The following is a 21,627-nucleotide window of genomic DNA, read 5'->3' as shown; positions in this document are numbered from 1 at the left end:
TTACGCACACTTTGATCTTTCCCTCGCATTCGCCCGGGGCGGACCGATCCTTTTCGACAGGAGTTCCATGGCAGACGATTCCGCATCTCCGGAGGCGAATTGGCGCACAGTGTTGCATGCCCTGTCGTCTGACGAACGCATCACCCCACAACTACACGGATTCCTCGGCCTGGTCGTTCCCAAAGGCATCATGGCCGGGTCTTTCTATCTCGAGGTTCCCAACGATCTGACCCGGGGAATGCTTGAGCAGCGTATCCGGGTGCCACTGCTCTCGGCTCTCGGAAAGCTCGACGATTCGTTCGGCGTCACGAACTTCGCCGTCGTGGTGAATCCCGACATCAATGGCTCCGACTACATCCAACCGGCCGAGATCGCCGTCGAGGCAGCTCCGGTGTACATCGAAACGAGCCCGGTTCAAGAAACCGTGGGCCCGCTGCGCAACAACGACACCAGGCTGAATCCGAAATACAGCTTCGACAACTTTGTCATCGGCGGCTCGAACCGATTCGCACACGCCGCTGCCGTCGCAGTGGCCGAGGCCCCGGCCAAGGCTTATAATCCGCTGTTCATCTACGGCGACTCCGGGCTCGGCAAAACACATCTGTTGCATGCCATCGGTCACTACGCCATGAGCCTTTACCCAGGGGTGCGGGTTCGATACGTCAGTTCAGAAGAGTTCACGAACGACTTCATCAACTCGATCGCCAACAACCGCGGCGCCGCCTTTCATTCGCGCTACCGCGACATCGACTTGCTGCTCATCGACGACATCCAGTTTCTGCAGGGCAAGGCTGAGACCCAGGAGGCGTTCTTCCACACCTTCAACACACTGCACGACCACAACAAGCAGGTGGTCATCACCAGCGACCTGCCGCCCAAGCATCTGACAGGATTCGAAGACCGCATGCGAACCAGGTTCGAGTGGGGCCTGATAACGGATGTTCAAACTCCTGACCTCGAGACCCGCATCGCCATCCTGCGAAAGAAAGCGCAGAGCGAGAAGCTGCAGGTTCCCGACGAGATTCTCGAATACATGGCAACGAAGGTGTCGTCGAATGTTCGGGAACTCGAAGGAACCCTGATCAGAGTCACCGCGTACGCGAGCCTCACCCGAAACCCTGTCGACCTCGCCCTGGTGCAGACTGTGCTGAAAGATCTCATCACACTCGACGACGACAACGTCATCGCACCGGTCGACATCATCGGCCACACGGCCGAGTACTTCAAATTGTCGGTAGACGACCTGTATGGCTCGTCACGTTCACAGGCCATCGCGACGGCCCGCCAGATTGCCATGTACCTGTGTCGGGAGCTCACCAGCCTCTCACTGCCCAAGATCGGCCAACTGTTCGGTGGACGCGACCACACGACCGTGATGTATGCGAACAATAAAATCGGCAAGTTAATGACCGAAAAGCGTTCCATTTACAACCAAGTGACCGAGATCAGCACCCGAATCAAACACAACCAGCGCTACAAAAGCGTGTGAACAACCAGTTTCCACATGTTGTGCACAACCCTGTGTATAAACCCTCTGGAAGTGTTGATGAGCTGTGGACGAGTGTGAGTAGTGCGTCAGCCCTCACTCGCTCACACAGGGTGAATTACAAGAAGTTTGTACTGCGTTTCAACAACTCACACGGTTGTAGTTCCCGCAGAATTACAGTGAAGTTCACGAGTTCTCCACATATCCACGTCGGTTAAGAAGATTAATCATTAATCAATTAATTAACTGGCCAATAACTTTTACCGCCGTCACAGCTGCACGACACGAACGTAGAGCGAGACGACTCAGCACCGGATAGCATTGACCGACCATTACGTAAACCTGAGGTGAAGCGCGTGAAGTTCCAAGCCAACAGAGACGTTTTCAGCGAGGCTGTGTCGTTCGCTGTGAAGCTTCTTCCCCAGCGCACCACGCTGCCGATTCTGAGCGGTGTTCTGATCGAGGCAAGCGGTGACGGTCTCACGCTTTCGTCGTTCGACTACGAAGTCTCATCTCAGACGCAAATCACCGCTGACGTCGAAGAACCGGGCCGGGTTCTCGTGTCGGGTCGACTGCTCTCAGACATCGCGAACCGGCTGCCGAACGCACCGGTGCGTTTTTACACGGAAGACCACCACATCATCGTCACGGCGGGTTCGGCGAAGTTCACACTTCTGAACATGCCTGTCGAGGAATATCCGAGCCTTCCGGTCGTGAACGAACAGTCCGGGCTCCTCAAGGCAGAAGACTTCTCGACTGCCATTGCCCAGGTCGCTGTTGCAGCTTCACGCGACGATGTCACACCGGTGATCACCGGTGTTCAGCTCGAAATATCGAACAACAGCCTGTCGCTTGTGGCGACAGATCGTTACCGCGTTGCCGTTCGCACGATCGAATGGGATTCAGGCACCTCGAGCATCGACACCGCAACGGCGCTCGTGCCGGCGAAGACGCTGCAGGAGATCGGCAAGACCTTCGGTAACAGCGGCACGATCTCTGTCGCCATCACCAACACAGACGAGCGCGAACTCATCGCGTTCAAGGCCGATCGCAAAACCGTCACGTCACTTCTCATCAAGGGCAACTTTCCGCCCGTCAAGCGACTCTTTCCCGAGACGGTCGATAACTACGCGGTCATCAACACCGCTGATCTCATCGAAGCCACTCGGCGTGTGTCACTCGTGCTCGAGCGCGAGGCCGCGCTGCGCTTCACCTTCACCATCGACGGGGTCACCCTCGAGGCCATCGGTTCAGAACAGGCGCAGGCCTCCGAATCGATCGACGCACTTCTCACCGGTACAGACACCGTTGTCTCTCTCAAGCCGCAGTTCCTTCTTGACGGTCTGGGCGCCGTGCACTCCGAATACGTGCGCATCTCGTTCACCAAGACCGACAACCCCAACAAGCCGGGACCCGTTCTCATCACCAGCCAGTCATCGAAAGACCAAGCTGGCTCCGATGACTACAAGTACTTGCTTCAACCCAACCTGCTGCTGCGCTAGGAGACACGAAGATGAACATCGGACTTATCGGCCTCGGAAAAATGGGGAACAACATGCGCGAGCGCCTGCGCAATGCAGGCATCGACGTGGTTGGCTACGACAGTAACCCCGCGGTCAGCGATGTTCCCGACCTGGCGGCTCTTGCGGCCGCGCTCACCGCTCCCCGCATCGTGTGGGCGATGGTTCCCGCGGGCAAGATCACCGATTCTGTGGTCAACGACCTCTCCGCGGTTCTCGAAGAGGGCGACCTCATCATCGATGGCGGTAACTCCCGCTTCACGGAAGACTTCAAGCATGCCGAAGAGCTTGCCCCCAAGGGCATCAGCTTTGTCGACGCCGGCGTCTCCGGCGGCGTGTGGGGCCTGAAGAACGGCTACGGCCTCATGGTGGGTGGCAAGAAAGAAGACATCGAACGGGCGATGCCCATTTTCGACGCGCTTCGCCCCGAGGGCCCGCGCGAAGAGGGCTTCGTGCACGTCGGCGAAGTCGGTGCAGGCCACTACGCCAAGATGGTTCACAACGGCATCGAGTATGCCCTCATGCAGGCCTATGCCGAGGGTTACGAGCTGCTCGACACCAAGAAAGACATCATCAAAGATGTCACAGGAACATTCAAGGCCTGGCAGCGCGGCACCGTCGTGCGCTCCTGGTTGCTCGAACTTCTCGTGCTCGCGCTTGAAGAAGACCCTGAATTCGTCGACATCGAAGGCTACGTCGAAGACTCCGGCGAGGGGCGATGGACCATCGAGGAAGCCATCGCGAACGCGGTACCCGTGCCCACGATCAGTGCATCGATCTTTGCTCGTTTCGTATCACGTCAAGACGATTCACCCGCGATGAAGGCCGTCGCGGCACTTCGCAACCAGTTCGGTGGTCACGCCGTGAAGAAGAACGACTAGTCGTTCACTCACGACCGCCACTGCCCTGAAGTGCTAGTTCGCCACCTCAGCCTCACCGACTTCCGAAACTACTCGGCGGCTGAGGTGGCGCTCCAGCCCGGTGCCAACCTCTTCGTCGGCAGCAACGGGCAGGGCAAGACGAACCTGGTCGAGGCGCTGGGGTACCTCAGCACACTCGGCTCGCACAGGGTGTCGAGCGATCAGGCCCTCATCCGGAGCACGACGCAGGCGGCGATCATCCGGGCCCGACTCGAACACCAGGGCCGCGAGGTTCTCGTCGAAGTGCAGATCAACAAGTCTGAGGCCAACCGGGCGCAGGTGAACCGCTCGATGGTCAAGATCCGCGAGATTCCGCGGTTCTTCTCCAGTGTTCTGTTCGCGCCAGAAGACCTCGCCCTTGTGCGGGGCGACCCGTCGGTGCGGCGAAAATTTCTCGATCAGCTTCTGGTGGCCCGAACTCCACGGCTTGCCGGCGTCGCCAGCGACTACGACCGTGTGCTTCGGCAGCGCAACACGCTGTTGAAATCTGCACGCAATTCCGGGGTGAAGGCCAACCAGCTGTCGACGCTCGAGATCTGGGATGATCGGCTCGTTGCTCTCGGTTCAGAGATCATCGCCGAGCGCGACGCCCTTGTCGCTCGGCTGCGGCCACACGTCGAGGCTGCGTACCTGGCGGTTGCCGGAGCAGATCACTCACCCCGGCTGATGAGTCGGTTGAGCATCCTCTCGTCGAATTCGACTGATGACGACACCGCCGACGCTGACGAAGCGTTGGTCGCCACCGATTCCCCCGTTATTCGTGCCGATATCGAGAGCGATTTTCGTGCAGCTCTCGTGCGATTGCGGCGACAGGAACTCGATCGGGGCATCACGCTCTGTGGGCCGCACCGCGACGATGTGGTTTTTCAGCTGAATGGCCTGCCCGCCAAAGGCTATGCGAGCCACGGTGAGTCGTGGTCGTTCGCGCTTGCTCTGAAAATAGCTTCCGCAGACCTGCTACGGGTCGATTCAACGAGCGGCGATCCGGTGGTGATTCTCGATGACGTCTTTGCAGAACTCGACCAAGCGAGGCGAACACGGCTCGCGGCCGCGGTGGCCGACTACGAGCAGGTTCTCATCACCGCCGCTGTCTTCGACGATGTGCCACCCGCGCTTGCCGCCCACACCGTGCACATCTCCGCCGGAACCATCGTCGACCCGGCCGCCGATGCCTGAGTCAGAGAAACCTGCCCCCTCGACCGAATCACAGTCGGTCTACTTGCGGTTCAAACAGGCCTTCGGCGATTCGAAGTCGATGAGCCGCCTAAAACTTCGGCAGAGCCGCATTCCCACGGGCGAATCGGTGCCGTACGGTCTGGGGCGCGACCCCAGGGGCATCAGCTCGGTTCTGGATGCCCTCACCGGCGACCTCGGCTGGAACGGTGCTCTGGCCAAGTCAGACCTGATGCTCGCGTGGAAAGAGATTGCCGGGGTCGACACGGCTGAGCACAGTCATCCGACAGGCATCACCGACTCTGTTCTGACCGTTCAATGTGACTCCACGGCGTGGGCGACTCAACTGCGTCACATGCGAACGATGATCATGACGCGCATCGTCCAGGAGTTCCCCGAAGCGGGCATCGAGTCGGTACGCTTTCTCGCCCCCGACGCCCCTTCGTGGAAAAGAGGCTCCAGATCAATTCCAGGGCGGGGCCCACGCGATACATACGGCTAGGGAGGCAAAACTGGTCACCCACCCGAAATAAACGCCCCAGATCGCCTTCAAAGCTCGGAAAGCGAAGTTAGTTTGGTAGAATAAATAGTCGCAATCCTTCTGTTTTTGGAGCCTATTTATATATGACATCCCCACTCGACCAGGCCGACTCCGAATCAGAATACGGTGCCGATGCAATCCAGATCCTCGAGGGTCTCGAGGCGGTTCGCAAACGGCCCGGAATGTACATCGGTTCGACCGGCCCACGGGGGCTGCATCACCTTGTCTACGAGGTGGTCGACAACTCGGTAGACGAGGCCTTGGCCGGCTACTGCGACACCATCGGCATCACGATGCGTGAAGACGGTGCCATTCGGGTCGTCGACAACGGTCGCGGCATTCCGGTCGATCTGAACAAGCACGAGAACAAGTCGACGGTCGAAGTGGTGCTGACCATCCTGCACGCCGGCGGCAAGTTCGGCGGCGGCGGCTACTCGGTCTCGGGTGGCCTGCACGGCGTGGGTATCTCCGTCGTGAATGCCCTTTCGGCAGAACTCGACGTCGAGGTTCGCCGCCAGGGTCACGTGTGGCGCCAGAGTTACAAGCACGGCGTGCCGCAGGAGCCGCTCGAAATGGGCGAGGCCTCGACCGAGACCGGTACGACGGTGACGTTCTGGCCGAGCCGCGAGACCTTCGAGACCGTCGAGTTCGACTACGAAACGTTGCGCGCCCGTTTTCAGCAGATGGCGTTTCTGAACAAGGGCCTCCGCATCACGCTCACTGACGAGCGAGGCGAAGAAGATGTGGTGGTCAGCTACCTCTATGAGAATGGCCTCGTCGACTACGTCGAATACCTGAACCGTACGAAGAAGAATGAGCTGGTGCACGACGAGGTCATCTCGTTCGAGAGCGAAGACACCGACCGTAAGATCTCGCTCGAAGTGGCTATGCAGTGGACGAACGGGTACACCGAGAGCGTTCACACGTATGCGAACACCATCAACACCCATGAGGGCGGTACCCACGAAGAGGGTTTCCGCGCTGCACTGACCTCACTGGTGAACAGGTATGCACGTGAGAAGACCATCCTCAAGGAAAAAGACGAGAACCTCACGGGCGATGACGTACGCGAGGGTCTCACAGCTGTCATCTCTGTGAAGCTCGCCGAGCCGCAGTTCGAGGGCCAGACGAAGACGAAGCTCGGCAACACCGAGGCGAAGGCATTCGTTCAACGGGTGGCCGGCAAAGAGCTCGCCGACTGGTTCGACCGCAACCCGTCGCAGGCCCGCGAGATCATTAGAAAAGCCATCCAGGCCTCGCAGGCACGTATGGCCGCACGCAAGGCTCGTGAGCAGACCCGTCGTAAAGGGCTTCTCGAGGGTGGCGGCATGCCCGGCAAGCTCAAAGACTGCTCGAGCCGAGACCCCGCCAAGAGTGAGATCTTCATTGTGGAGGGCGACTCGGCCGGAGGTTCGGCCATTCAGGGCAGAAACCCGGAGACCCAGGCCATCCTGCCGCTGCGTGGCAAGATTCTGAACGTCGAGAAGGCGAGGCTTGACCGAGCCCTCGGCAACAACGAGGTTCAGGCCATGATCACCGCCTTCGGCGCGGGAATCGGTGAGGACTTCAACCCGGAGAAGGCCCGGTACCACAAGATCGTGCTGATGGCCGATGCCGACGTCGACGGCCAGCACATCACGACGTTGCTGCTCACGCTGGTGTTCCGCTACATGCGACCGCTCATCGAGCTGGGCTACGTCTACCTCGCCATGCCGCCGCTCTACCGCATCAAGTGGTCGAACGCGCCGCACGAGTATGTATACACCGACGCTGAGCGCGACGCGATGCTCGCGCACGGTGCCGCGTCGGGCAAGCGCATCCCCAAAGAGAATGCCATCCAGCGGTACAAGGGCCTCGGTGAGATGGACTACCGCGAGCTGTGGGACACCACGATGGACCCCGACACGCGAACCCTCCGCCAGATCACCCTCGACGACGCCGCTGCGGCCGACGAGGTCTTCTCAACACTGATGGGTGAAGACGTCGAATCGCGGCGCAACTTCATTCAGAAGAACGCCAAAGACGTTCGCTTCCTCGATATCTAATTCTTCTCCAACAGATCAAAGAGAACCATGACTGACGAAACTCCCACCGGTGACTCGATTGCGCCCGACTCACGCGGAATGACAACAGACCGCATCGAGCAGGTCGACCTTCAACTCGAGATGCAGCGCTCGTACCTCGACTACGCGATGAGCGTCATCGTCGGGCGCGCTCTGCCTGACGTGCGCGACGGTCTGAAGCCGGTTCATCGCCGCGTGATCTACGCGATGTACGACGGCGGCTACCGGCCCGACCGCGCGTTCTCGAAGTCTGCCCGTGTGGTGGGCGAGGTGATGGGGCAGTTCCACCCCCACGGTGACGCCTCCATCTACGACGCGCTGGTGCGTCTGATCCAGCCCTGGAGCCTGCGGTATCCGCTCGCACTCGGGCAGGGCAACTTCGGTTCGGCGGGCAACGACGGTGCTGCGGCCCCGCGGTACACCGAGACGAAGATGGCTCCGTTGGCGCTCGAGATGGTGCGCGACATCCAAGAGGAGACCGTCGACTTTCAAGACAACTACGACGGTCGTACGCTCGAGCCCATTGTGCTGCCGAGCCGTTTTCCGAACCTGCTCGTCAACGGGTCGGTGGGTATTGCCGTCGGCATGGCCACGAACATCCCACCACACAACCTGCGCGAGGTTGCCGCCGGTGCCATCTGGTACCTCGAGAACCCCGATGCGACGCGCGAAGAACTACAAGACGCGCTCATGCAGCGCATCAAGGGCCCCGACTTTCCCACCGGCGCTCAGATTCTCGGCGTGAAGGGTATTCACGACGCGTATCGCACAGGCCGTGGCTCGATCACCATGCGCGCTGTTGTGAGCGTCGAAGAGCTGCAGGGGCGCAACTGCCTGGTGGTCACCGAGTTGCCGTACCAGGTCAACCCCGACAACCTGGCCATCAAGATCGCCGAGCTCGTCAAAGACGGCAAGATCGGTGGCATCGCCGACATTCGCGACGAGACCTCCGGCCGCACCGGCCAGCGCCTCGTCATCGTACTGAAGCGCGATGCGGTGGCGAAGGTCGTGCTCAACAACCTCTACAAGCACACTTCACTGCAAGAGAACTTCGGCGCGAACATGCTCGCCATCGTCGACGGCATCCCCCGCACGCTGCCGATCGACGGGTTCATCACCGAGTGGGTCACGCACCAGATCGACGTCATCGTGCGTCGCACCCAGTTCCGCCTGCGCCGCGCCGAAGAGCGCATGCATATTCTGCGCGGGTACCTGAAGGCTCTGGATGCACTCGACGAGGTCATCGCGCTCATCCGCCGTTCTGACACTGTCGACGACGCACGCACCGGCCTCATGGCGCTGCTCGAGATCGACGAAGTTCAGTCTGACGCCATTCTGACCATGCAGCTGCGTCGGCTGGCTGCCCTCGAACGCCAGAAGATCGCCGATGAGGCAGCCGAGCTCCAAGTCGAGATCGACGCATTCCACGTGATCCTCGGCAGCCCGGCTCGCCAGCGCGAGATCATCACCGAAGAGCTCACCGAGATCGCCACGAAGTTCGGCGACGACCGCCGCACCGAGATCATGTTCGGTTTCGACGGCGACATGAACATGGAAGACCTCATCCCCGAAGAGGAGATGGTGGTCACCGTCACGCGCGGCGGCTACATCAAGCGCACGCGCAGCGACAACTACCGCAGCCAGCACCGCGGTGGCAAGGGCGTGAAGGGTGCCCAGCTGCGTGCAGACGACGTGGTCGAACACTTCTTCGTGACCACGACGCACCATTGGCTGCTGTTCTTCACCACCACAGGGCGCGTGTATCGAGCAAAGGCCTACGAGCTGCAGGAGGCCGGCCGCGACGCGAAAGGCCAGCATGTCGCCAACCTGCTGGCCCTCGGGCCCGATGAGCAGATCGCCCAGGTTCTCGACATTCGCGACTACAAGGCTGCGACGTACCTGGTACTCGCCACTCGGGATGGCCTGCTGAAGAAGACTGCGCTCAGCGAGTACGACACCAACCGCTCGGGTGGCATCATCGCCATCAACCTGCGGGAGGGCGACGAGCTGGTCTCAGCACTGCTCGTCGAAGAAGACTCCGATGTGCTCCTGGTGTCGAAGAAGGGCATGTCGATTCGGTTCACCGCCTCGAACGAGGCGCTTCGGCCGATGGGCCGCTCGACGGCCGGTGTCATCGGTATGAAATTCAGAGACGAAGATGTTCTGCTCGACGCGTCTGTGGTTTCAGAGGCCGGGTTCGTGTTCGTTGTGACCGAGGGCGGTTACGCCAAGCGCACGTCAGTGGAGCAGTACCGGCTACAGGGCCGGGGGGGCCTTGGCATCAAAGTCGCCAAGCTTCAGGATGAACGGGGCGAACTTGCGGGTGCGCTCATCGTCGACGAAGAAGACGAGGTCTTGGTGGTTCTTGCCAGCGGCAAGGTGGTACGCTCTGCCGTGGCCGAAGTCCCGGCCAAAGGCCGAGACACCATGGGTGTTGTCTTCGCGCGATTCGCCGATGAAGATCGCATAATCGCGCTGGCCAAAAACACCGAACGCACCGTAGTTTCAGACCCTGGCGCAGAACCGCAGACGTCTGAAGATGCCGGAGAGGAAGCACCGACCGATGAGTAACGTAGCTGAAAAGCTTGCAAAGAAGTCATCACGGCCCACACAGACCAAGCAGGTGCGCCTGCGCCTGGTGTACGTCGACTTCTGGTCGATTCTCAAGATCTCGTTTCTGTGGTCGATCGTGCTCGGTATCGTCACCGTCGTCGCCGCGTTTCTGATCTGGTCGCTGCTGCAGCAGACCGGTGTGTTCGACTCGGTGAACAAGCTGCTGGTAGAGATTGCCGGAACGGGCAATGTGAGCGTCGATCAGTTCGCCTCGCTCGGCCAGGTGATGGGGTTCGCGGTGATTGTGGCCATTCTCGACATCATCGTAATCACGGCTCTTGGCGCGATCTCGGCTGTTCTCTACAATCTGACCGTCAAGATCACAGGTGGAGTGATGCTCGGTTTCACGAATAAGTAGGTTTTGGGTAGTATTACAAAGTTGCGTTTTACGAAAACGAAACGCAACTGCCCAAGCGGGGGTATAGCTCAGTTGGTTAGAGCGCTTCACTGATAATGAAGAGGTCCCAGGTTCAAATCCCGGTACCCCCACTGTGTTAGCTAAATAGTGCGTCTCAGAACACGGTGTGCTCTGAGACATGCGTTTGGCGCATTGGGGGCCTTAGCTCAATTGGTAGAGCGCCTGCTTTGCAAGCAGGAGGTCAGGAGTTCGATTCTCCTAGGCTCCACTGAATTATTTGTCTCGCCGGTCCCTGCCCGGCGAGACTGAATTGCACAAAAGAAGCCCGGCACCTCGATGAGGGCCGGGCTTCTCTTGTGTTTGAGCTACGAGGCGGGGGTGGCGTCGATCTCGTCTTCGCTGATCCAGAGCTCGTCATCGGCGCGGAAGGTCTGCCAGACGGCGTAACCGATGCCGACCAGTGCCACCGTGCCGGTGATGATTGCAGCATAGGCGCCGAGGTGCGACGATTTCTTGGCGGGCTTGGGGGCGACTTTGGCGATGGCCTTCTTCACCGAAGTGTTGTCGCTGACGTGAAAGACGTCGGCGGCCGATGTGAGTGTGCTGCCGAGCGCCGGCAGAACGTCGGAGGCCCACTTGGAGCGCACCTGGTCGCCGGCAACCTTGGCTGCAGCGATGTTGCGGGCAATGGTCGGTGCAATGGAGTCGGTCGCGGTCTTCACACGCGGCACAACTTCTTCTTTGGTCAGCTCGCCGAGCTGAAGCTTCGCCTCACGCGCGACGTGGTTGGCACGGTCGAGAATGCTCTGCTGGTCGAACCAGAGATCCTCGGCGCTGCTGCGCAGACGCTTGAGTGCCTTTTGGCGCTTACGGGTGAGACTCATCAGAAACCTCCATCGGCTACGAACGCGGTAGATCACAATCTTGCCACGGTCTAGCTTGGCACCAAACATCGCAGCCTGACTATCCTCCTTCTTTACGCTGACCCTTGACTGTATGAGCGGGGCACTGTGTGAGAATTGATCCATGGCCAAGCACACCCACGTCGCGACGTTCCACACCAACCTCGGCGACATCTCTGTCAACCTCTTCGGCAACCATGCCCCCCAGACCGTCAAGAACTTTGTCGGCCTTGCCGCGGGCGAGCGCGAATGGACCGACCCGAAGACGGGCGCGGCCACCACCGCCAAACTTTATGACGGCAGCATCTTTCACCGCATCATCCCGGGCTTCATGATTCAGGGTGGCGACCCGCTCGGCAATGGCACCGGCGGCCCCGGCTACCGCTTCAACGACGAGATCAACCCTGAGCTCGGCTTCGTCGAGCCCTACATTCTGGCGATGGCGAATGCGGGCATCCAGGGTGGGCAGGGCACCAACGGTTCTCAGTTCTTCATCACCGTCGGGCCGGCTACCTGGCTGCAGGGCAAGCACACCATCTTCGGTGAGGTCGCAGATGACTCGTCGAAGCGCATCGTCGACAAGCTCGCTGCGGTGGCAACCGACGCGTACGACCGCCCGCTCGACGCTGTTGTCGTCGAATCAGTCGAGGTCGCTGAGGTTTAGTTGTCAACCATTCCGGAGACGGATGCGAACTTCTGCTACCGTCACCCGAACCGGCAGAGCTACATTCTCTGCCAGCGCTGTGGCAAGACCGTCTGCCCCGAGTGTTCGGTGCAGGCGGCCGTAGGCGTTCACTGCGTCGACTGCGCCCGTGAGGGGCGCCGCAGCCAGGAATACAACAAGCGCCCCGCGCTGATTCGGGCAGCACGGGCCACTTCACGTTCGTCGAATGCTCCCGTCGCGACCTACTCACTCATAGGTTTGACGGTATTCGTCTACGTGCTGCAACTCATACCCGGGCTCGGGGTGACAAACGCCCTGCAGTACGCCGGCGCCTACAGCCAGCCGCTGTTCGGTATCGGTGTTGAGCCGTGGCGCATGCTGACGTATGCATTCGTGCACAATCCATTCACGATCAGCTCGCCATTTTCACTGCTGCACATTCTGCTGAACATGTATTCGTTGTACATCTTCGGCCGCATTCTCGAACCGATGATCGGGCGGCTGCGCTTTCTGGCGCTCTACCTACTGGCAGCGGTGGGCGGCGCGGTGGCGATGGATGTTCTCGCCACTGCCGGGCAGCCGGTGATCGGAGCCTCGGGCGCGATATTCGGTCTGATGGGTGCGTTCTTCATCATCTCGCGCACGCTGGGTGGCAACATGCAGCAGCTCGTTGTGCTGCTGGTGCTGAACCTGGCGATCGGCTTTCTGGTACCGGGAATCGCCTGGCAGGTGCACGTCGGCGGGCTGGTGGTCGGTGGCCTCGTGGGGTTCATCTACATGAAGACCAGGCGCCCACAACAACAGCCTGTTCAGATATTTGCATCAGCGGCTGTGCTGGTGTTGCTGGTGATCGTTACGGTTGCACGCAGCTTTTACTAACAGGCAGAGCCGTGAGTTATACACAGGCTTATACACATTGGGGATAATTACACCCGTGTAAGTCTCGCCGTTGTGAAGGGCTGGATCAGCGCCAGCGGGTGGTCATGAGAAAACCCACGAAGGCGATACCGAAGCCGATGAGGATGTTCCAGCTGCCGAGATCGGGGATGGGCAGGATGCCCTGGCTGACGTAGAACACGATGATCCACACAAGACCGACGAGCATGAAACCGAACATGACCGGCTTGAACCAGACGGGATTCGGGGTCGACTCATCACTCGACGCTTTCGCGACTTGCAGGGAACGTGTTTTCTCGCGGGCCATGCCGATGATTCTAGCTGGGAATGCTGGTCGACCGCCGAAAACGAGACTTGATACCCTTTTGGTAACTCAGCTTCTGGTCATTTTCACCTCATAGTATGGATGCCGTGTCAGAGATAAGCTCACTTTTTAACGACGATCCCGAGCCGGAGCAGCCGGGAGACGAGTCGCGCCCGCCGCGCGAAGACGAGTCGCCGCGCCATGAGCCCCAGCACCGCCGCCCGAGGCATCATCCGGCCGAGCGCCGCTCGATCGTTCGAAGCGTCATCGGAGTGGCTGGTGAGGTGCTCATCACCGCCGGCGTTCTCGTCTTCCTCTTTCTCGGCTGGCAGCTGTGGATTCAAGGCATCGCGTTGAACAGCACCCAGACCAATGAGGCCTCTGGCCTCTCACAGCAGTGGAGTGCAGCCACTCCGGCTCCGACCGCCGTAGCGCCGACGGGTGCAGCCGGCTCGACCCCGACCCCGTCTGCTGCCGGTTCTGGTGCTGCCCCCGTCGTGATGGTGGCTCCCGCAGACACGAAGCAGTTCGCCGTTCTGTACGTGCCGCGCTTCGGGGCGGACTACAAGCGCACCGTCGCACAGGGCGTCGACGCCAAAACCGTTCTGAACGGCGGAGGTGCCGGCCACTATGACCAGAGCCAGATGCCGGGCGACATGGGCAACTTCGCCATTGCCGCACACCGCGACGGTTGGGGCAGCCCCTTCATCAAGATCAACGAGTTGCAGATCGGCGACCCGATCTACGTCGAGACGCAAGACGGCTGGTACACCTACATCTACCGCGATACAGAGTACGTGAGCCCCGACGGCGTCGACGTGTTGAGCGCGGTTCCCCAGGCCCCGACGGCTGCTGCAACTGACCGCCTCATCACGCTGACAAGCTGCAACCCGCTCTATATCGCGTCTGAGCGCATCATCGCCTACGGTGTGCTTCAATCGTTCACTCCCCGAAGCGATGGGCCTCCGGCCGCCATCGCCGGGCTGACCGGAAAAGGGGCCTGACCCGTGTACTCCGCTCTGTGGCGCGTTCTACCGGGGCCCCTGTGGGCCCGTATCCTGATTCTGCTCGTAGGCATCGCCGTGCTGCTGTTCGCGCTGTCGACGTGGGTTTTTCCGCTCGTCGACAATCTGTTGACACCCTCGCAACCCGTTACGGTTGACCAATGACCCACGTTCTCGTCATCGACAACTACGACAGCTTCGTCTACACGCTGAACGGCTACCTGCACCAACTCGGGGCAGAGACCACTGTCGTTCGCAACGACGCCTTCACCGACGCAGAAGCGGCGACGGTGCTCGGCGCCTATGATGCGGTGCTCATCTCACCCGGGCCTGGCAAGCCGTCAGAAGCCGGCGTCTCCATTGCCGTGGTACGAGCCGCGCTGGCGAGGCACACCCCGCTGCTCGGGGTGTGCCTCGGCCACCAGGCCATCGCCGAGGCGATGGGCGCCACTGTGACGAACGCTGAAGAACTCATGCACGGCAAGACGTCGGTCATCGTTCACGACGAGAGCCTCTTCTACGACGGTGTCGCCCAGAACTTCACGGCCACCCGGTACCACTCCCTGGCGGTGGTCGACGGCACCGTGCCAGCAACACTGGTGGTGACGTCGCGCACCGAAGGTGGGGTCATCATGGGCCTGAGGCACGCCAGTGCACCGATCTTCGGCGTTCAGTTTCACCCGGAGTCGGTGCTGACCGAGGGTGGTTATGTGATGCTGGCGAACTGGTTGGCGACGGCCGGTCTCACCTCGGCGAGAGCGGCGGCCGTGCCGCTCAACCCACTCGTGCGCGCGGTCTAGCCCGTGCAGTAGGTCAAGGTGACAGCTGAACCCTGGGGTCTGTCACCGGCGGCCAGAGACTGTTTCGTCACAGGGTTCGATGATGCCGTCTTGCACGACGGGTCTACCGCTGCCGTGACCGTGAGATTCAACGCAGACAGCGTCGAGGTAGCTGAGGTGAGTGGTTGGTTCACGACGTTCGGAACCGTCACGAGCCCGTTCGACACCACGAAGTTGACCGTGTCGCCGACAAAACTCGATGCGCCGGCAGCGGGGTCTGTGCGAATGATGACATCGGCCGCGACGGTGGCAGAGTTCTCTTTGCTCGTTGAGCCGACGATCAGCCCGAGGGCCGTCATCTTCGGGGTTGCCGCCGTGACGGTCGACCCGGCCTGGTCGGGGATCAGCACGGTCTTCTTGCCGAGTGACACGTAGATGCCGATGATGGCCTGCGGCTGCACGACCGTGCCCGACGGCGGGTCGGTGCGAATGACCTCGCCCTCGGGAACCGTGGGGCTGTTCTCGTTGAACCGCTGCGTGACGAGGTTCAGTTGCTGCAGTGTGGAGTTCGCACTGTCGTACGTTTGGCCTGTGACCACCGGAATGATGCGCGACGAGTCGGGAATGATTGTGGTCTCGCGGAGCCCGACCACCCAGAACAGAATCGCGACGAGAATCACGGCGACGCTGGCGATACCCGCCCAGATCCAGATGACCGGTGGCCTGGACTGGGTTCGAACGGCGTATTCGTCGTCTCCCGCCAACTGGGTGAGAGCGGCATCAGAGCCGGCAGTGAGAGTGGGGGGTGCCCCGAAGAGGGAGGCCTGAAAATCTTCGGCCGGCAGTCGTTTGGAGGGGATCTTTCCGGCGCCGGCGATCTGCAGGTCGATCTTGAAGTCGGCGGCGCTCTGGAAGCGCGCGAACCGGTCTTTGGCCAGGGCGTGAGCAACCACCTGGTCGAGTGCGGGTGACACTTTCGGGTTGATCGAGCTGGGCGACACCGGTGCCTCGCTCACGTGCTGGTACGCCACGGCCACGGGGGTCTCGCCGCGGAAGGGCGCACGCCCGGTGAGAAGTTCGAACAGCACGATGCCGGTGGAGTAGAGGTCGGTTCGAGCATCCACTGACTCGCCGCGCGCCTGTTCGGGCGAGAAGTACTGCGCCGTGCCCAGAATGGCGGTGGTCTGCGCCACGGTTGCCGACGAGTCGGAGATGGCCCGGGCGATGCCGAAATCCATTACCTTCACCTGGCCTGAGTGGGTGAGCATGATGTTGCCCGGTTTGATGTCGCGGTGAACGACCCCGGCCCGGTGCGAGTACTCGAGCGCCGTGAGAATACCGTCGGTGATGCGCACGGCCTCGGCGGGGTCGACCGGCCCCTGCCTGATGAGATCTTTCAGCAGGATGCCCTGCACATACTCCATCACAATGAACGGCACGATCGCTTCACTGCCGCCGGGTTCGGCCACCCGCTCTTCTCCGGCATCGAACACCCGCACGATGGTGGGATGAGCCATGCGCGAGGCCGCCTGGGCTTCTTGCCTGAACCGCGTGCGGAAGATGGGGTCGCCGGCGAGCGACGACTTCAGCAGCTTGATGGCCACCGGTCTACCGAGGCGCTCGTCGCGACCGACGTACACGTTCGACATTCCGCCGCGCCCGATGATGTCGCCGATGCGGTATCGCCCGGCGAGCAGGCGATTGTCATCGGTCACAGTAGAGCTCCAGGGTCTGCTGGCGGTGAACCAGGGTCGGTAGGTGTTGGATGAGCGGAAGCGGTTGGGTTCAGGGTGCCAGAGGTGCGGGAGTCGCACTTGTCGTCGGGGGTGTGGTTGCCGGAGCAGTGATGACGAGCGCCAGAGCAGGTGACGAGGCCGACTGCAGACCGCTCGACGCTCCGGTTGCCGAGCAGGTCACCTTGTACGAGATGTTGATGGTCTCAGCCACGGCGGGAGCGATGAGGGTTGCAGCCGGATTGGTGCCGGGGGCGATGGCGACCGTTGCGCCGCCTGCATCGAGGTCGTAGCTCGTCAGGTTGTACCCCGACGGGCAGCTGTACGCGGCCCATGACACCACGAAGGTGGCATTGGTGCTGACCTTGGCCGGTGTCGACGTGGGAGTCGAGGTGGGCGCGGGCGGTGCGACGGCATCGCCGTAGACGGTGAGGTCGACGGTGGTACCCTTGGCGATGTTGCCGACAGGGGTGGCCTGATAGACGACATCGACCATGTCGGCGCTCGGAGCCGCGTTCTTCACCACGCGATTGGCGCTGAGACCCTGGCCGACGAGGATGGCAGAGGCCGCATCGAAGGTCTTGCCGATGAGGTCTTTGTCGTTCACAACCACCGTGTTCGAGGTGGCGGTGGGCGTGGGTGTGGGTGTCTTACTGGGTGTTGCCGGAGCGCTCGAGCTGGGCGGCGCGCTGGAGGTTACCGGCGTGCTCGTCTTGTTGCCCGTGGCGAGAGCGTAGATGGTGCCCGCCAGTACCAGAGCGAGAATGATGATCAGAACGATGAGCGGCCAGGTCCACGGAGAACGCTTCTTCGTGGGTACGACCTCGCCGTCGATGTTCTCGTCGGGCGGGAAGGCCAACGGATTGGCCACTGTGGCACCCGCGCCAGCCATGCCGAGCACGGTGGTCGCCTGGGTTGCGCCAGCTGACGGCATGAGCATGGTGGCGGTGTCGATCGGTGCGGCGCGGTTGCCGAGAACGGCGGGCACAGCGGCAGCAGCCAGGGCGACATCACCCTGGCGAAGCGCCGTCGCAGCACGCGCGAGGGCGGCCGTCGAGGCGGGCCGGTCTGCTGGCTTCTTGGCGATGCACGAGAATACGAGATTGCGCACCGGCTCGGCGATGGTGACGGGCAGGTCGGGCGGAACATCGTTGATCTGGGCCATCGCAATGGCTACCTGCGACTCGCCGCTGAACGGACGCTTGCCCGCGAGGCACTCGTAGGCGACGATTCCGAGAGAGTAGATATCGGTGGTCGACGACGCCGACTGGCCGCTGGCCTGTTCGGGCGAGAGGTACTGCACCGTACCCATGACCTGCCCGGTGGCGGTGAGCGGAACCTGGTCGGCGATGCGGGCGATTCCGAAGTCGGTGATCTTGACCCGGCCATCCGGCGTGATCAGCAGGTTGCCCGGCTTGATGTCACGGTGAACGAGGCCGGCGTTGTGAGCGGCCTGCAGGGCCGACGCGGTCTGGGCGATGATGTCGAGAACGCGGTCGGTCGACAGCACGTGCTCACGGTCGAGGATGACCGACAGGGCTTCGCCCGGCACGAGTTCCATGACCAGGTACGCGCTGCCCTCTTCTTCTCCGTAGTCGAAGACGTTCGCAATGCCTTCGTGGTTCACGAGGGCAGCGTGGCGCGCTTCAGCGCGAAAACGCTCGAGAAACCCGGGGTCGCCGAGATACTCGTCTTTCAAGATCTTGATGGCGACATTGCGGCCGATGACCAAGTCGGTCGCCTGCCACACCTCGCCCATGCCGCCGATCGCGATACGCGTCGACAGCTCGTACCTTCCCCCGAAGGTGAGCCCTGCTGTGGGTCTCATTTATTCAGCACCGCCTCAAGTACTTTTTTGGCGATCGGGGCAGCAACATCGTTGCCCGTCCCGGATTCGCCTAGTCCGCCGCCATTCTGTACCACCACTGCAACCGCAACCTGAGGGTTGTCTGCAGGAGCGAAACCTGTAAACCACAGGGTGTACGGGTCGCCCGCCCCGTTCTCTGCAGTTCCTGTTTTGCCGGCCACTTTGACTCCATCTATTCTTGCATTAGTCGCCGCGCCCGAATCGACAGCCTCGACCATCCACGACGAAAGTGTCGAAGCTGTTATAGAAGTGATGGGGGTTTGGAGGGTTTTCGCCTCGAACTGCTTCAGAACGGTGAGGTCGGGTGCCCGAACGCTGTCGACGAGGTTCGGTTGCATGATCACCCCGCCGTTCGCTACCGCCATCGACTGTTCGACGATCTGCATGGGGCTCGAGCGAACGCTCGCCTGGCCGAACGACGAGAGTGCGAGCTGGGCATCGTCGCCGATGTTCGGAAACTGGCTGGCTTCGACGGGGATGGGTGAGTCGAAACTGGTGGTGTAGCCGTAGGCCTTCGCCATGTCGGTGAGCTTCTGCCGACCGATCTGTACGCCGAGTTCGGCCATCGGAATGTTGCACGAGAGCACGAAGGCGGTCTGGATGCTCACGGTGGCGCCGGGCCCGCAGGTGCCACCGCCCGCGTTGTGCACAATCGACGAGCTGCCCGGCAGCGGGTAGCCGTCGAGATTCGGCAGCTGATAGTCGGCGCTGAGGCCGGCGGCCTGCAGTGCGGTCGATGAGGTGACGATCTTGAAGGTCGAACCGGGCGGGTCGAGGTCGCCGTCGAGGGTGCGGTTGATGAGGGGCGAATTCGCGTTGTTCAACAAGTCGTTGTAGGTGCTGATGACCTTGTCGGTGTCGTGCACCGCCAGAATGTTCGGGTCGTAATCGGGCTTTGACACCATAGCGAGAATGCGGCCGGTCTTCGGGTCGACGGCGATGACGGCGCCTTTCAGACTGCCGAGGGCGTCGTAGGCGGCCTGCTGCACCTTGGGGTCGATGGTGAGTTCGACCGACGCGCCCTGCGGGTTCTGACCGGTCACGATGCTGTTGAGCTGGCTGAGAAACTGCGAGTCTGACGTGCCGCTCAGCTCCTGATTCATGGCGCTCTCGATGCCGGTGGTGCCCTGGTCGAGTGTGAAATAACCGGTCACTGCGCTGTAGAGCGGGCCGTTCGTGTAGGTGCGCTGATACTTGTACTGGTCGTTCGAGGGCACCGACTGGGCGATCGGTTGGCCGGCGACAAGGATGGGCCCGCGCTGCTTCGAGTAGCTCGCGTTGATGGTGCGAGCGTTGCGAGCATCGTTCGCCAGGGCATCCGCTGAAAAGAACTGGATGGTCGTGACCGAGACGAAGAGGGCGGCGAACATGGCCAGAATGACGATGGTCACGCGTTTGAGTTCACGGTTCATTGCCCTAGACCACCAGCCTTGGCTGATTGCGCACTGTGTCTGAGAGCCGCAGCAGGAGGGCCACGATCATCCAGTTGGCCACCAGAGACGAGCCGCCGGCGGCGAGGAAGGGTGTGGTGAGGCCGGTGAGGGGGATGACGCGGGTGACGCCCCCGACAACGATGAAGCACTGCAGGGCGATGACGAATGTGAGGCCGATACCGAGCAGGCGGCTGAAATCGTCGGTGCCAGAGAAGCTGATGCGAAGGCCCCTGGCGATGAACAGCAGGTAGAGGCTGAGGATGGCGAACAGGCCCGCCATACCGAGCTCTTCGCCGAGGCTGGCCACGATGTAGTCGCTCTGGGCGAGCGGGGTGATGCTCGGTTGGCCACCACCCAGGCCGGTGCCGATGAGACCGCCGTTGGCGAGGCCGAAGAGGCCCTGAACCAGTTGGTAGCTGCCGCCGATCTCGTCGTACGTGCTCTGTGCAAATGGGTTCAACCAGTTCGAGAAGCGGTCGTTGACGTAGGTGAGCACCTGGCTGGCGACGAGGGCACCGGCCAGAAAGAGCCCGACGCCGAGGATGACCCAGCTGAGCCGCGCGGTGGCCACGTAGATCATGACGACGAACAGGCCGAAGTACAAAAGCGCCGTGCCCAGGTCGTGCTGAAAGATGATGACGCCCATCGAGGCAGCCCAGATGACAAGAATCGGGCCGAGGTCTCTGGCGCGCGGAAACCGCATGCCGAGAAACTTGTGACCCACGAACGAGAGGCTGTCGCGGCGCGAGACGAGGTAGCCGGCGAAGAAGATGGCGAGGGCGATCTTGGCCACCTCACCGGGCTGGAACGAGAGCGGGCCGATGCCGATCCACACCCGTGCGCCGTAGACCTCTTTGCCGATGCCGGGCAGAATCGGCAGCAGCAGCAGAATGCCTGAGATGACCATGAAGACGTAGGTGTAGCGCTGCAGCACCCGGTGGTTTCGGAGGGCCACAATGACGGCGAGGGCAATGGCGATGGCGAGGGCGCTCCACACGACCTGCCGAACGGCCGTGCTGTCCCAGCCGGTCTGGTTCATTTCGATGTCGATGCGGTAGATCTCGGCGATGCCGATGCCGTTCAGCAGCGTGGCGATCGGCAGGATGAACGGGTCGGCGTTCGGCGCCACGAACCGCAGTGCGGTGTGGGCGCCGATGACGAGTATCGAGAGGCCGGCGCCGAGCAGCACGAGTTGGCCGACGTCAATGCTGCCGAGCGCGCCCAGCTGCACCATGACCACGGCCCCAGCGTTGATGGCGCACGAGAACAGCAGCAGAAAGAGTTCGAGGTTGCGGAGCTTCTCGGGCACACGGATGCGCCGAGGCGGCCGCAGCCCCGTCGCGGGCTGAACGGAGTTCACGATCGTCATG

Annotated in this window: 19 protein-coding genes and 2 tRNA genes; 15 read left to right on the top strand and 6 right to left on the bottom strand. The window is 61.6% G+C overall.

All coding sequences use genetic code 11. The features are described 5' to 3' along the window. Positions 1-67 precede the first annotated feature (67 nt). The 10 genes from dnaA to D4765_RS00130 all read left to right on the top strand — a co-directional run bounded on the left by dnaA (position 68) and on the right by D4765_RS00130 (position 10,942). Positions 68-1,489 carry a chromosomal replication initiator protein DnaA gene (gene dnaA / locus D4765_RS00175; protein WP_136640198.1) on the top strand — a complete coding sequence of 474 codons (1,422 nt, stop codon included), beginning with the start codon at positions 68-70 and terminating at the stop codon, positions 1,487-1,489. Positions 1,490-1,842: 353 nt separating this feature from the next. Further along, a complete protein-coding gene (gene dnaN, locus D4765_RS00170) occupies positions 1,843-2,988 on the top strand; it encodes a DNA polymerase III subunit beta (protein WP_136640197.1) in 1,146 nt (381 codons plus the stop codon). An 11-nt stretch (positions 2,989-2,999) separates the two neighbouring features. Next, complete coding sequence (gene gnd / locus D4765_RS00165) at positions 3,000-3,887, top strand: phosphogluconate dehydrogenase (NAD(+)-dependent, decarboxylating) (RefSeq protein ID WP_136640196.1); 888 nt, start codon at positions 3,000-3,002, stop codon at positions 3,885-3,887. A gap of 30 nt (positions 3,888-3,917) precedes the next feature. Continuing rightward, positions 3,918-5,102 carry a DNA replication/repair protein RecF gene (gene recF / locus D4765_RS00160; RefSeq protein ID WP_136640195.1) on the top strand — a complete coding sequence of 395 codons (1,185 nt, stop codon included), beginning with the start codon at positions 3,918-3,920 and terminating at the stop codon, positions 5,100-5,102. Positions 5,103-5,181: 79 nt separating this feature from the next. Next, positions 5,182-5,601 (top strand): DciA family protein, encoded by a 420-nt coding sequence (locus tag D4765_RS00155; RefSeq protein ID WP_237280184.1) that lies wholly within the window; start codon positions 5,182-5,184, stop codon positions 5,599-5,601. Between the two features lie 122 nt (positions 5,602-5,723). Next, positions 5,724-7,685, top strand: a complete 1,962-nt coding sequence (gene gyrB, locus D4765_RS00150) for a DNA topoisomerase (ATP-hydrolyzing) subunit B (RefSeq protein WP_136640193.1) — start codon at positions 5,724-5,726, stop codon at positions 7,683-7,685. A gap of 27 nt (positions 7,686-7,712) precedes the next feature. After that, positions 7,713-10,274 (top strand): DNA gyrase subunit A, encoded by a 2,562-nt coding sequence (gene gyrA / locus D4765_RS00145; RefSeq protein WP_136640192.1) that lies wholly within the window; start codon positions 7,713-7,715, stop codon positions 10,272-10,274. Next, positions 10,267-10,674 (top strand): DUF3566 domain-containing protein, encoded by a 408-nt coding sequence (locus D4765_RS00140; protein ID WP_136640191.1) that lies wholly within the window; start codon positions 10,267-10,269, stop codon positions 10,672-10,674. The genes gyrA and D4765_RS00140 overlap by 8 nt, the downstream gene beginning before the upstream one ends. Before the next feature lie 57 nt (positions 10,675-10,731). Beyond that, positions 10,732-10,805, top strand: a tRNA-Ile gene (locus D4765_RS00135). Positions 10,806-10,869: 64 nt separating this feature from the next. After that, a tRNA-Ala gene (locus D4765_RS00130) sits at positions 10,870-10,942 on the top strand. Between the two features lie 97 nt (positions 10,943-11,039). Here D4765_RS00130 and D4765_RS00125 read toward each other — a convergent pair. After that, entirely contained in the window at positions 11,040-11,558 is a 519-nt protein-coding gene (locus D4765_RS00125; protein WP_136640190.1) for a hypothetical protein, read from the bottom strand. Between the two features lie 142 nt (positions 11,559-11,700). Here D4765_RS00125 and D4765_RS00120 point away from each other — a divergent pair, with 142 nt between their 5' ends. Further along, positions 11,701-12,240 (top strand): peptidylprolyl isomerase, encoded by a 540-nt coding sequence (locus tag D4765_RS00120; protein WP_136640189.1) that lies wholly within the window; start codon positions 11,701-11,703, stop codon positions 12,238-12,240. Further along, positions 12,241-13,119, top strand: coding sequence for a rhomboid family intramembrane serine protease (locus D4765_RS00115; protein ID WP_136640188.1), 879 nt, complete (start codon positions 12,241-12,243; stop codon positions 13,117-13,119). Between the two features lie 85 nt (positions 13,120-13,204). Here the strand turns inward: D4765_RS00115 and D4765_RS00110 are convergent, their stop codons facing one another. Beyond that, the gene (locus D4765_RS00110; RefSeq protein ID WP_136640187.1) at positions 13,205-13,444 is read right to left on the bottom strand and encodes a cell division protein CrgA; all 240 of its coding nucleotides are present in this window, start codon (positions 13,442-13,444) and stop codon (positions 13,205-13,207) included. A 104-nt stretch (positions 13,445-13,548) separates the two neighbouring features. Here D4765_RS00110 and D4765_RS00105 point away from each other — a divergent pair, with 104 nt between their 5' ends. The 3 genes from D4765_RS00105 to D4765_RS00100 are packed head-to-tail and all read left to right on the top strand — an operon-like array spanning position 13,549 to position 15,245. Next, positions 13,549-14,445 (top strand): class E sortase, encoded by an 897-nt coding sequence (locus D4765_RS00105; protein WP_237280183.1) that lies wholly within the window; start codon positions 13,549-13,551, stop codon positions 14,443-14,445. Positions 14,446-14,448: 3 nt separating this feature from the next. Continuing rightward, positions 14,449-14,610 carry a hypothetical protein gene (locus D4765_RS19345; RefSeq protein WP_162849192.1) on the top strand — a complete coding sequence of 54 codons (162 nt, stop codon included), beginning with the start codon at positions 14,449-14,451 and terminating at the stop codon, positions 14,608-14,610. Further along, complete coding sequence (locus D4765_RS00100; protein ID WP_136640185.1) at positions 14,607-15,245, top strand: anthranilate synthase component II; 639 nt, start codon at positions 14,607-14,609, stop codon at positions 15,243-15,245. The genes D4765_RS19345 and D4765_RS00100 overlap by 4 nt, the downstream gene beginning before the upstream one ends. Here D4765_RS00100 and pknB read toward each other — a convergent pair. The 4 genes from pknB to D4765_RS00080 form a co-directional block, all read right to left on the bottom strand. Continuing rightward, a complete protein-coding gene (gene pknB, locus D4765_RS00095) occupies positions 15,242-16,939 on the bottom strand; it encodes a Stk1 family PASTA domain-containing Ser/Thr kinase (RefSeq protein ID WP_136640184.1) in 1,698 nt (565 codons plus the stop codon). The two genes, D4765_RS00100 and pknB, sit on opposite strands and share 4 nt — an antisense overlap. Before the next feature lie 70 nt (positions 16,940-17,009). Continuing rightward, positions 17,010-18,785, bottom strand: a complete 1,776-nt coding sequence (locus D4765_RS00090; RefSeq protein ID WP_136640183.1) for a serine/threonine-protein kinase — start codon at positions 18,783-18,785, stop codon at positions 17,010-17,012. Then, positions 18,782-20,236: a penicillin-binding transpeptidase domain-containing protein gene (locus tag D4765_RS00085; protein WP_136640182.1), complete on the bottom strand. Its 1,455-nt coding sequence runs from the start codon at positions 20,234-20,236 to the stop codon at positions 18,782-18,784. The genes D4765_RS00090 and D4765_RS00085 overlap by 4 nt, the downstream gene beginning before the upstream one ends. A 4-nt stretch (positions 20,237-20,240) precedes the next feature. Continuing rightward, positions 20,241-21,626 (bottom strand): FtsW/RodA/SpoVE family cell cycle protein, encoded by a 1,386-nt coding sequence (locus D4765_RS00080; RefSeq protein WP_237280195.1) that lies wholly within the window; start codon positions 21,624-21,626, stop codon positions 20,241-20,243. Position 21,627: the final 1 nt, after the last annotated feature.

Source organism: Subtercola vilae (genome assembly GCF_004923255.1).
In the GTDB taxonomy this organism is placed as follows: domain Bacteria; phylum Actinomycetota; class Actinomycetes; order Actinomycetales; family Microbacteriaceae; genus Subtercola; species Subtercola vilae.
The sequence above is the reverse complement of the archived record's forward strand: the minus strand, read 5'-3'. Positions and strand labels throughout refer to the sequence as shown.

Coding starts and splice junctions, on each gene's coding strand:
- dnaA (WP_136640198.1), top strand. CDS start 68: ATGGCAGACGATTCCGCATCTCCGGAGGCGAATTGGCGCACAGTGTTG.
- gnd (WP_136640196.1), top strand. CDS start 3,000: ATGAACATCGGACTTATCGGCCTCGGAAAAATGGGGAACAACATGCGC.
- D4765_RS00155 (WP_237280184.1), top strand. CDS start 5,182: ATGAGCCGCCTAAAACTTCGGCAGAGCCGCATTCCCACGGGCGAATCG.
- gyrB (WP_136640193.1), top strand. CDS start 5,724: ATGACATCCCCACTCGACCAGGCCGACTCCGAATCAGAATACGGTGCC.
- gyrA (WP_136640192.1), top strand. CDS start 7,713: ATGACTGACGAAACTCCCACCGGTGACTCGATTGCGCCCGACTCACGC.
- D4765_RS00140 (WP_136640191.1), top strand. CDS start 10,267: ATGAGTAACGTAGCTGAAAAGCTTGCAAAGAAGTCATCACGGCCCACA.
- D4765_RS00125 (WP_136640190.1), bottom strand. CDS start 11,558: ATGAGTCTCACCCGTAAGCGCCAAAAGGCACTCAAGCGTCTGCGCAGC.
- D4765_RS00120 (WP_136640189.1), top strand. CDS start 11,701: ATGGCCAAGCACACCCACGTCGCGACGTTCCACACCAACCTCGGCGAC.
- D4765_RS00110 (WP_136640187.1), bottom strand. CDS start 13,444: ATGGCCCGCGAGAAAACACGTTCCCTGCAAGTCGCGAAAGCGTCGAGT.
- D4765_RS00100 (WP_136640185.1), top strand. CDS start 14,607: ATGACCCACGTTCTCGTCATCGACAACTACGACAGCTTCGTCTACACG.
- D4765_RS00090 (WP_136640183.1), bottom strand. CDS start 18,785: ATGAGACCCACAGCAGGGCTCACCTTCGGGGGAAGGTACGAGCTGTCG.
- D4765_RS00085 (WP_136640182.1), bottom strand. CDS start 20,236: ATGAACCGTGAACTCAAACGCGTGACCATCGTCATTCTGGCCATGTTC.
- D4765_RS00080 (WP_237280195.1), bottom strand. CDS start 21,626: ATGACGATCGTGAACTCCGTTCAGCCCGCGACGGGGCTGCGGCCGCCT.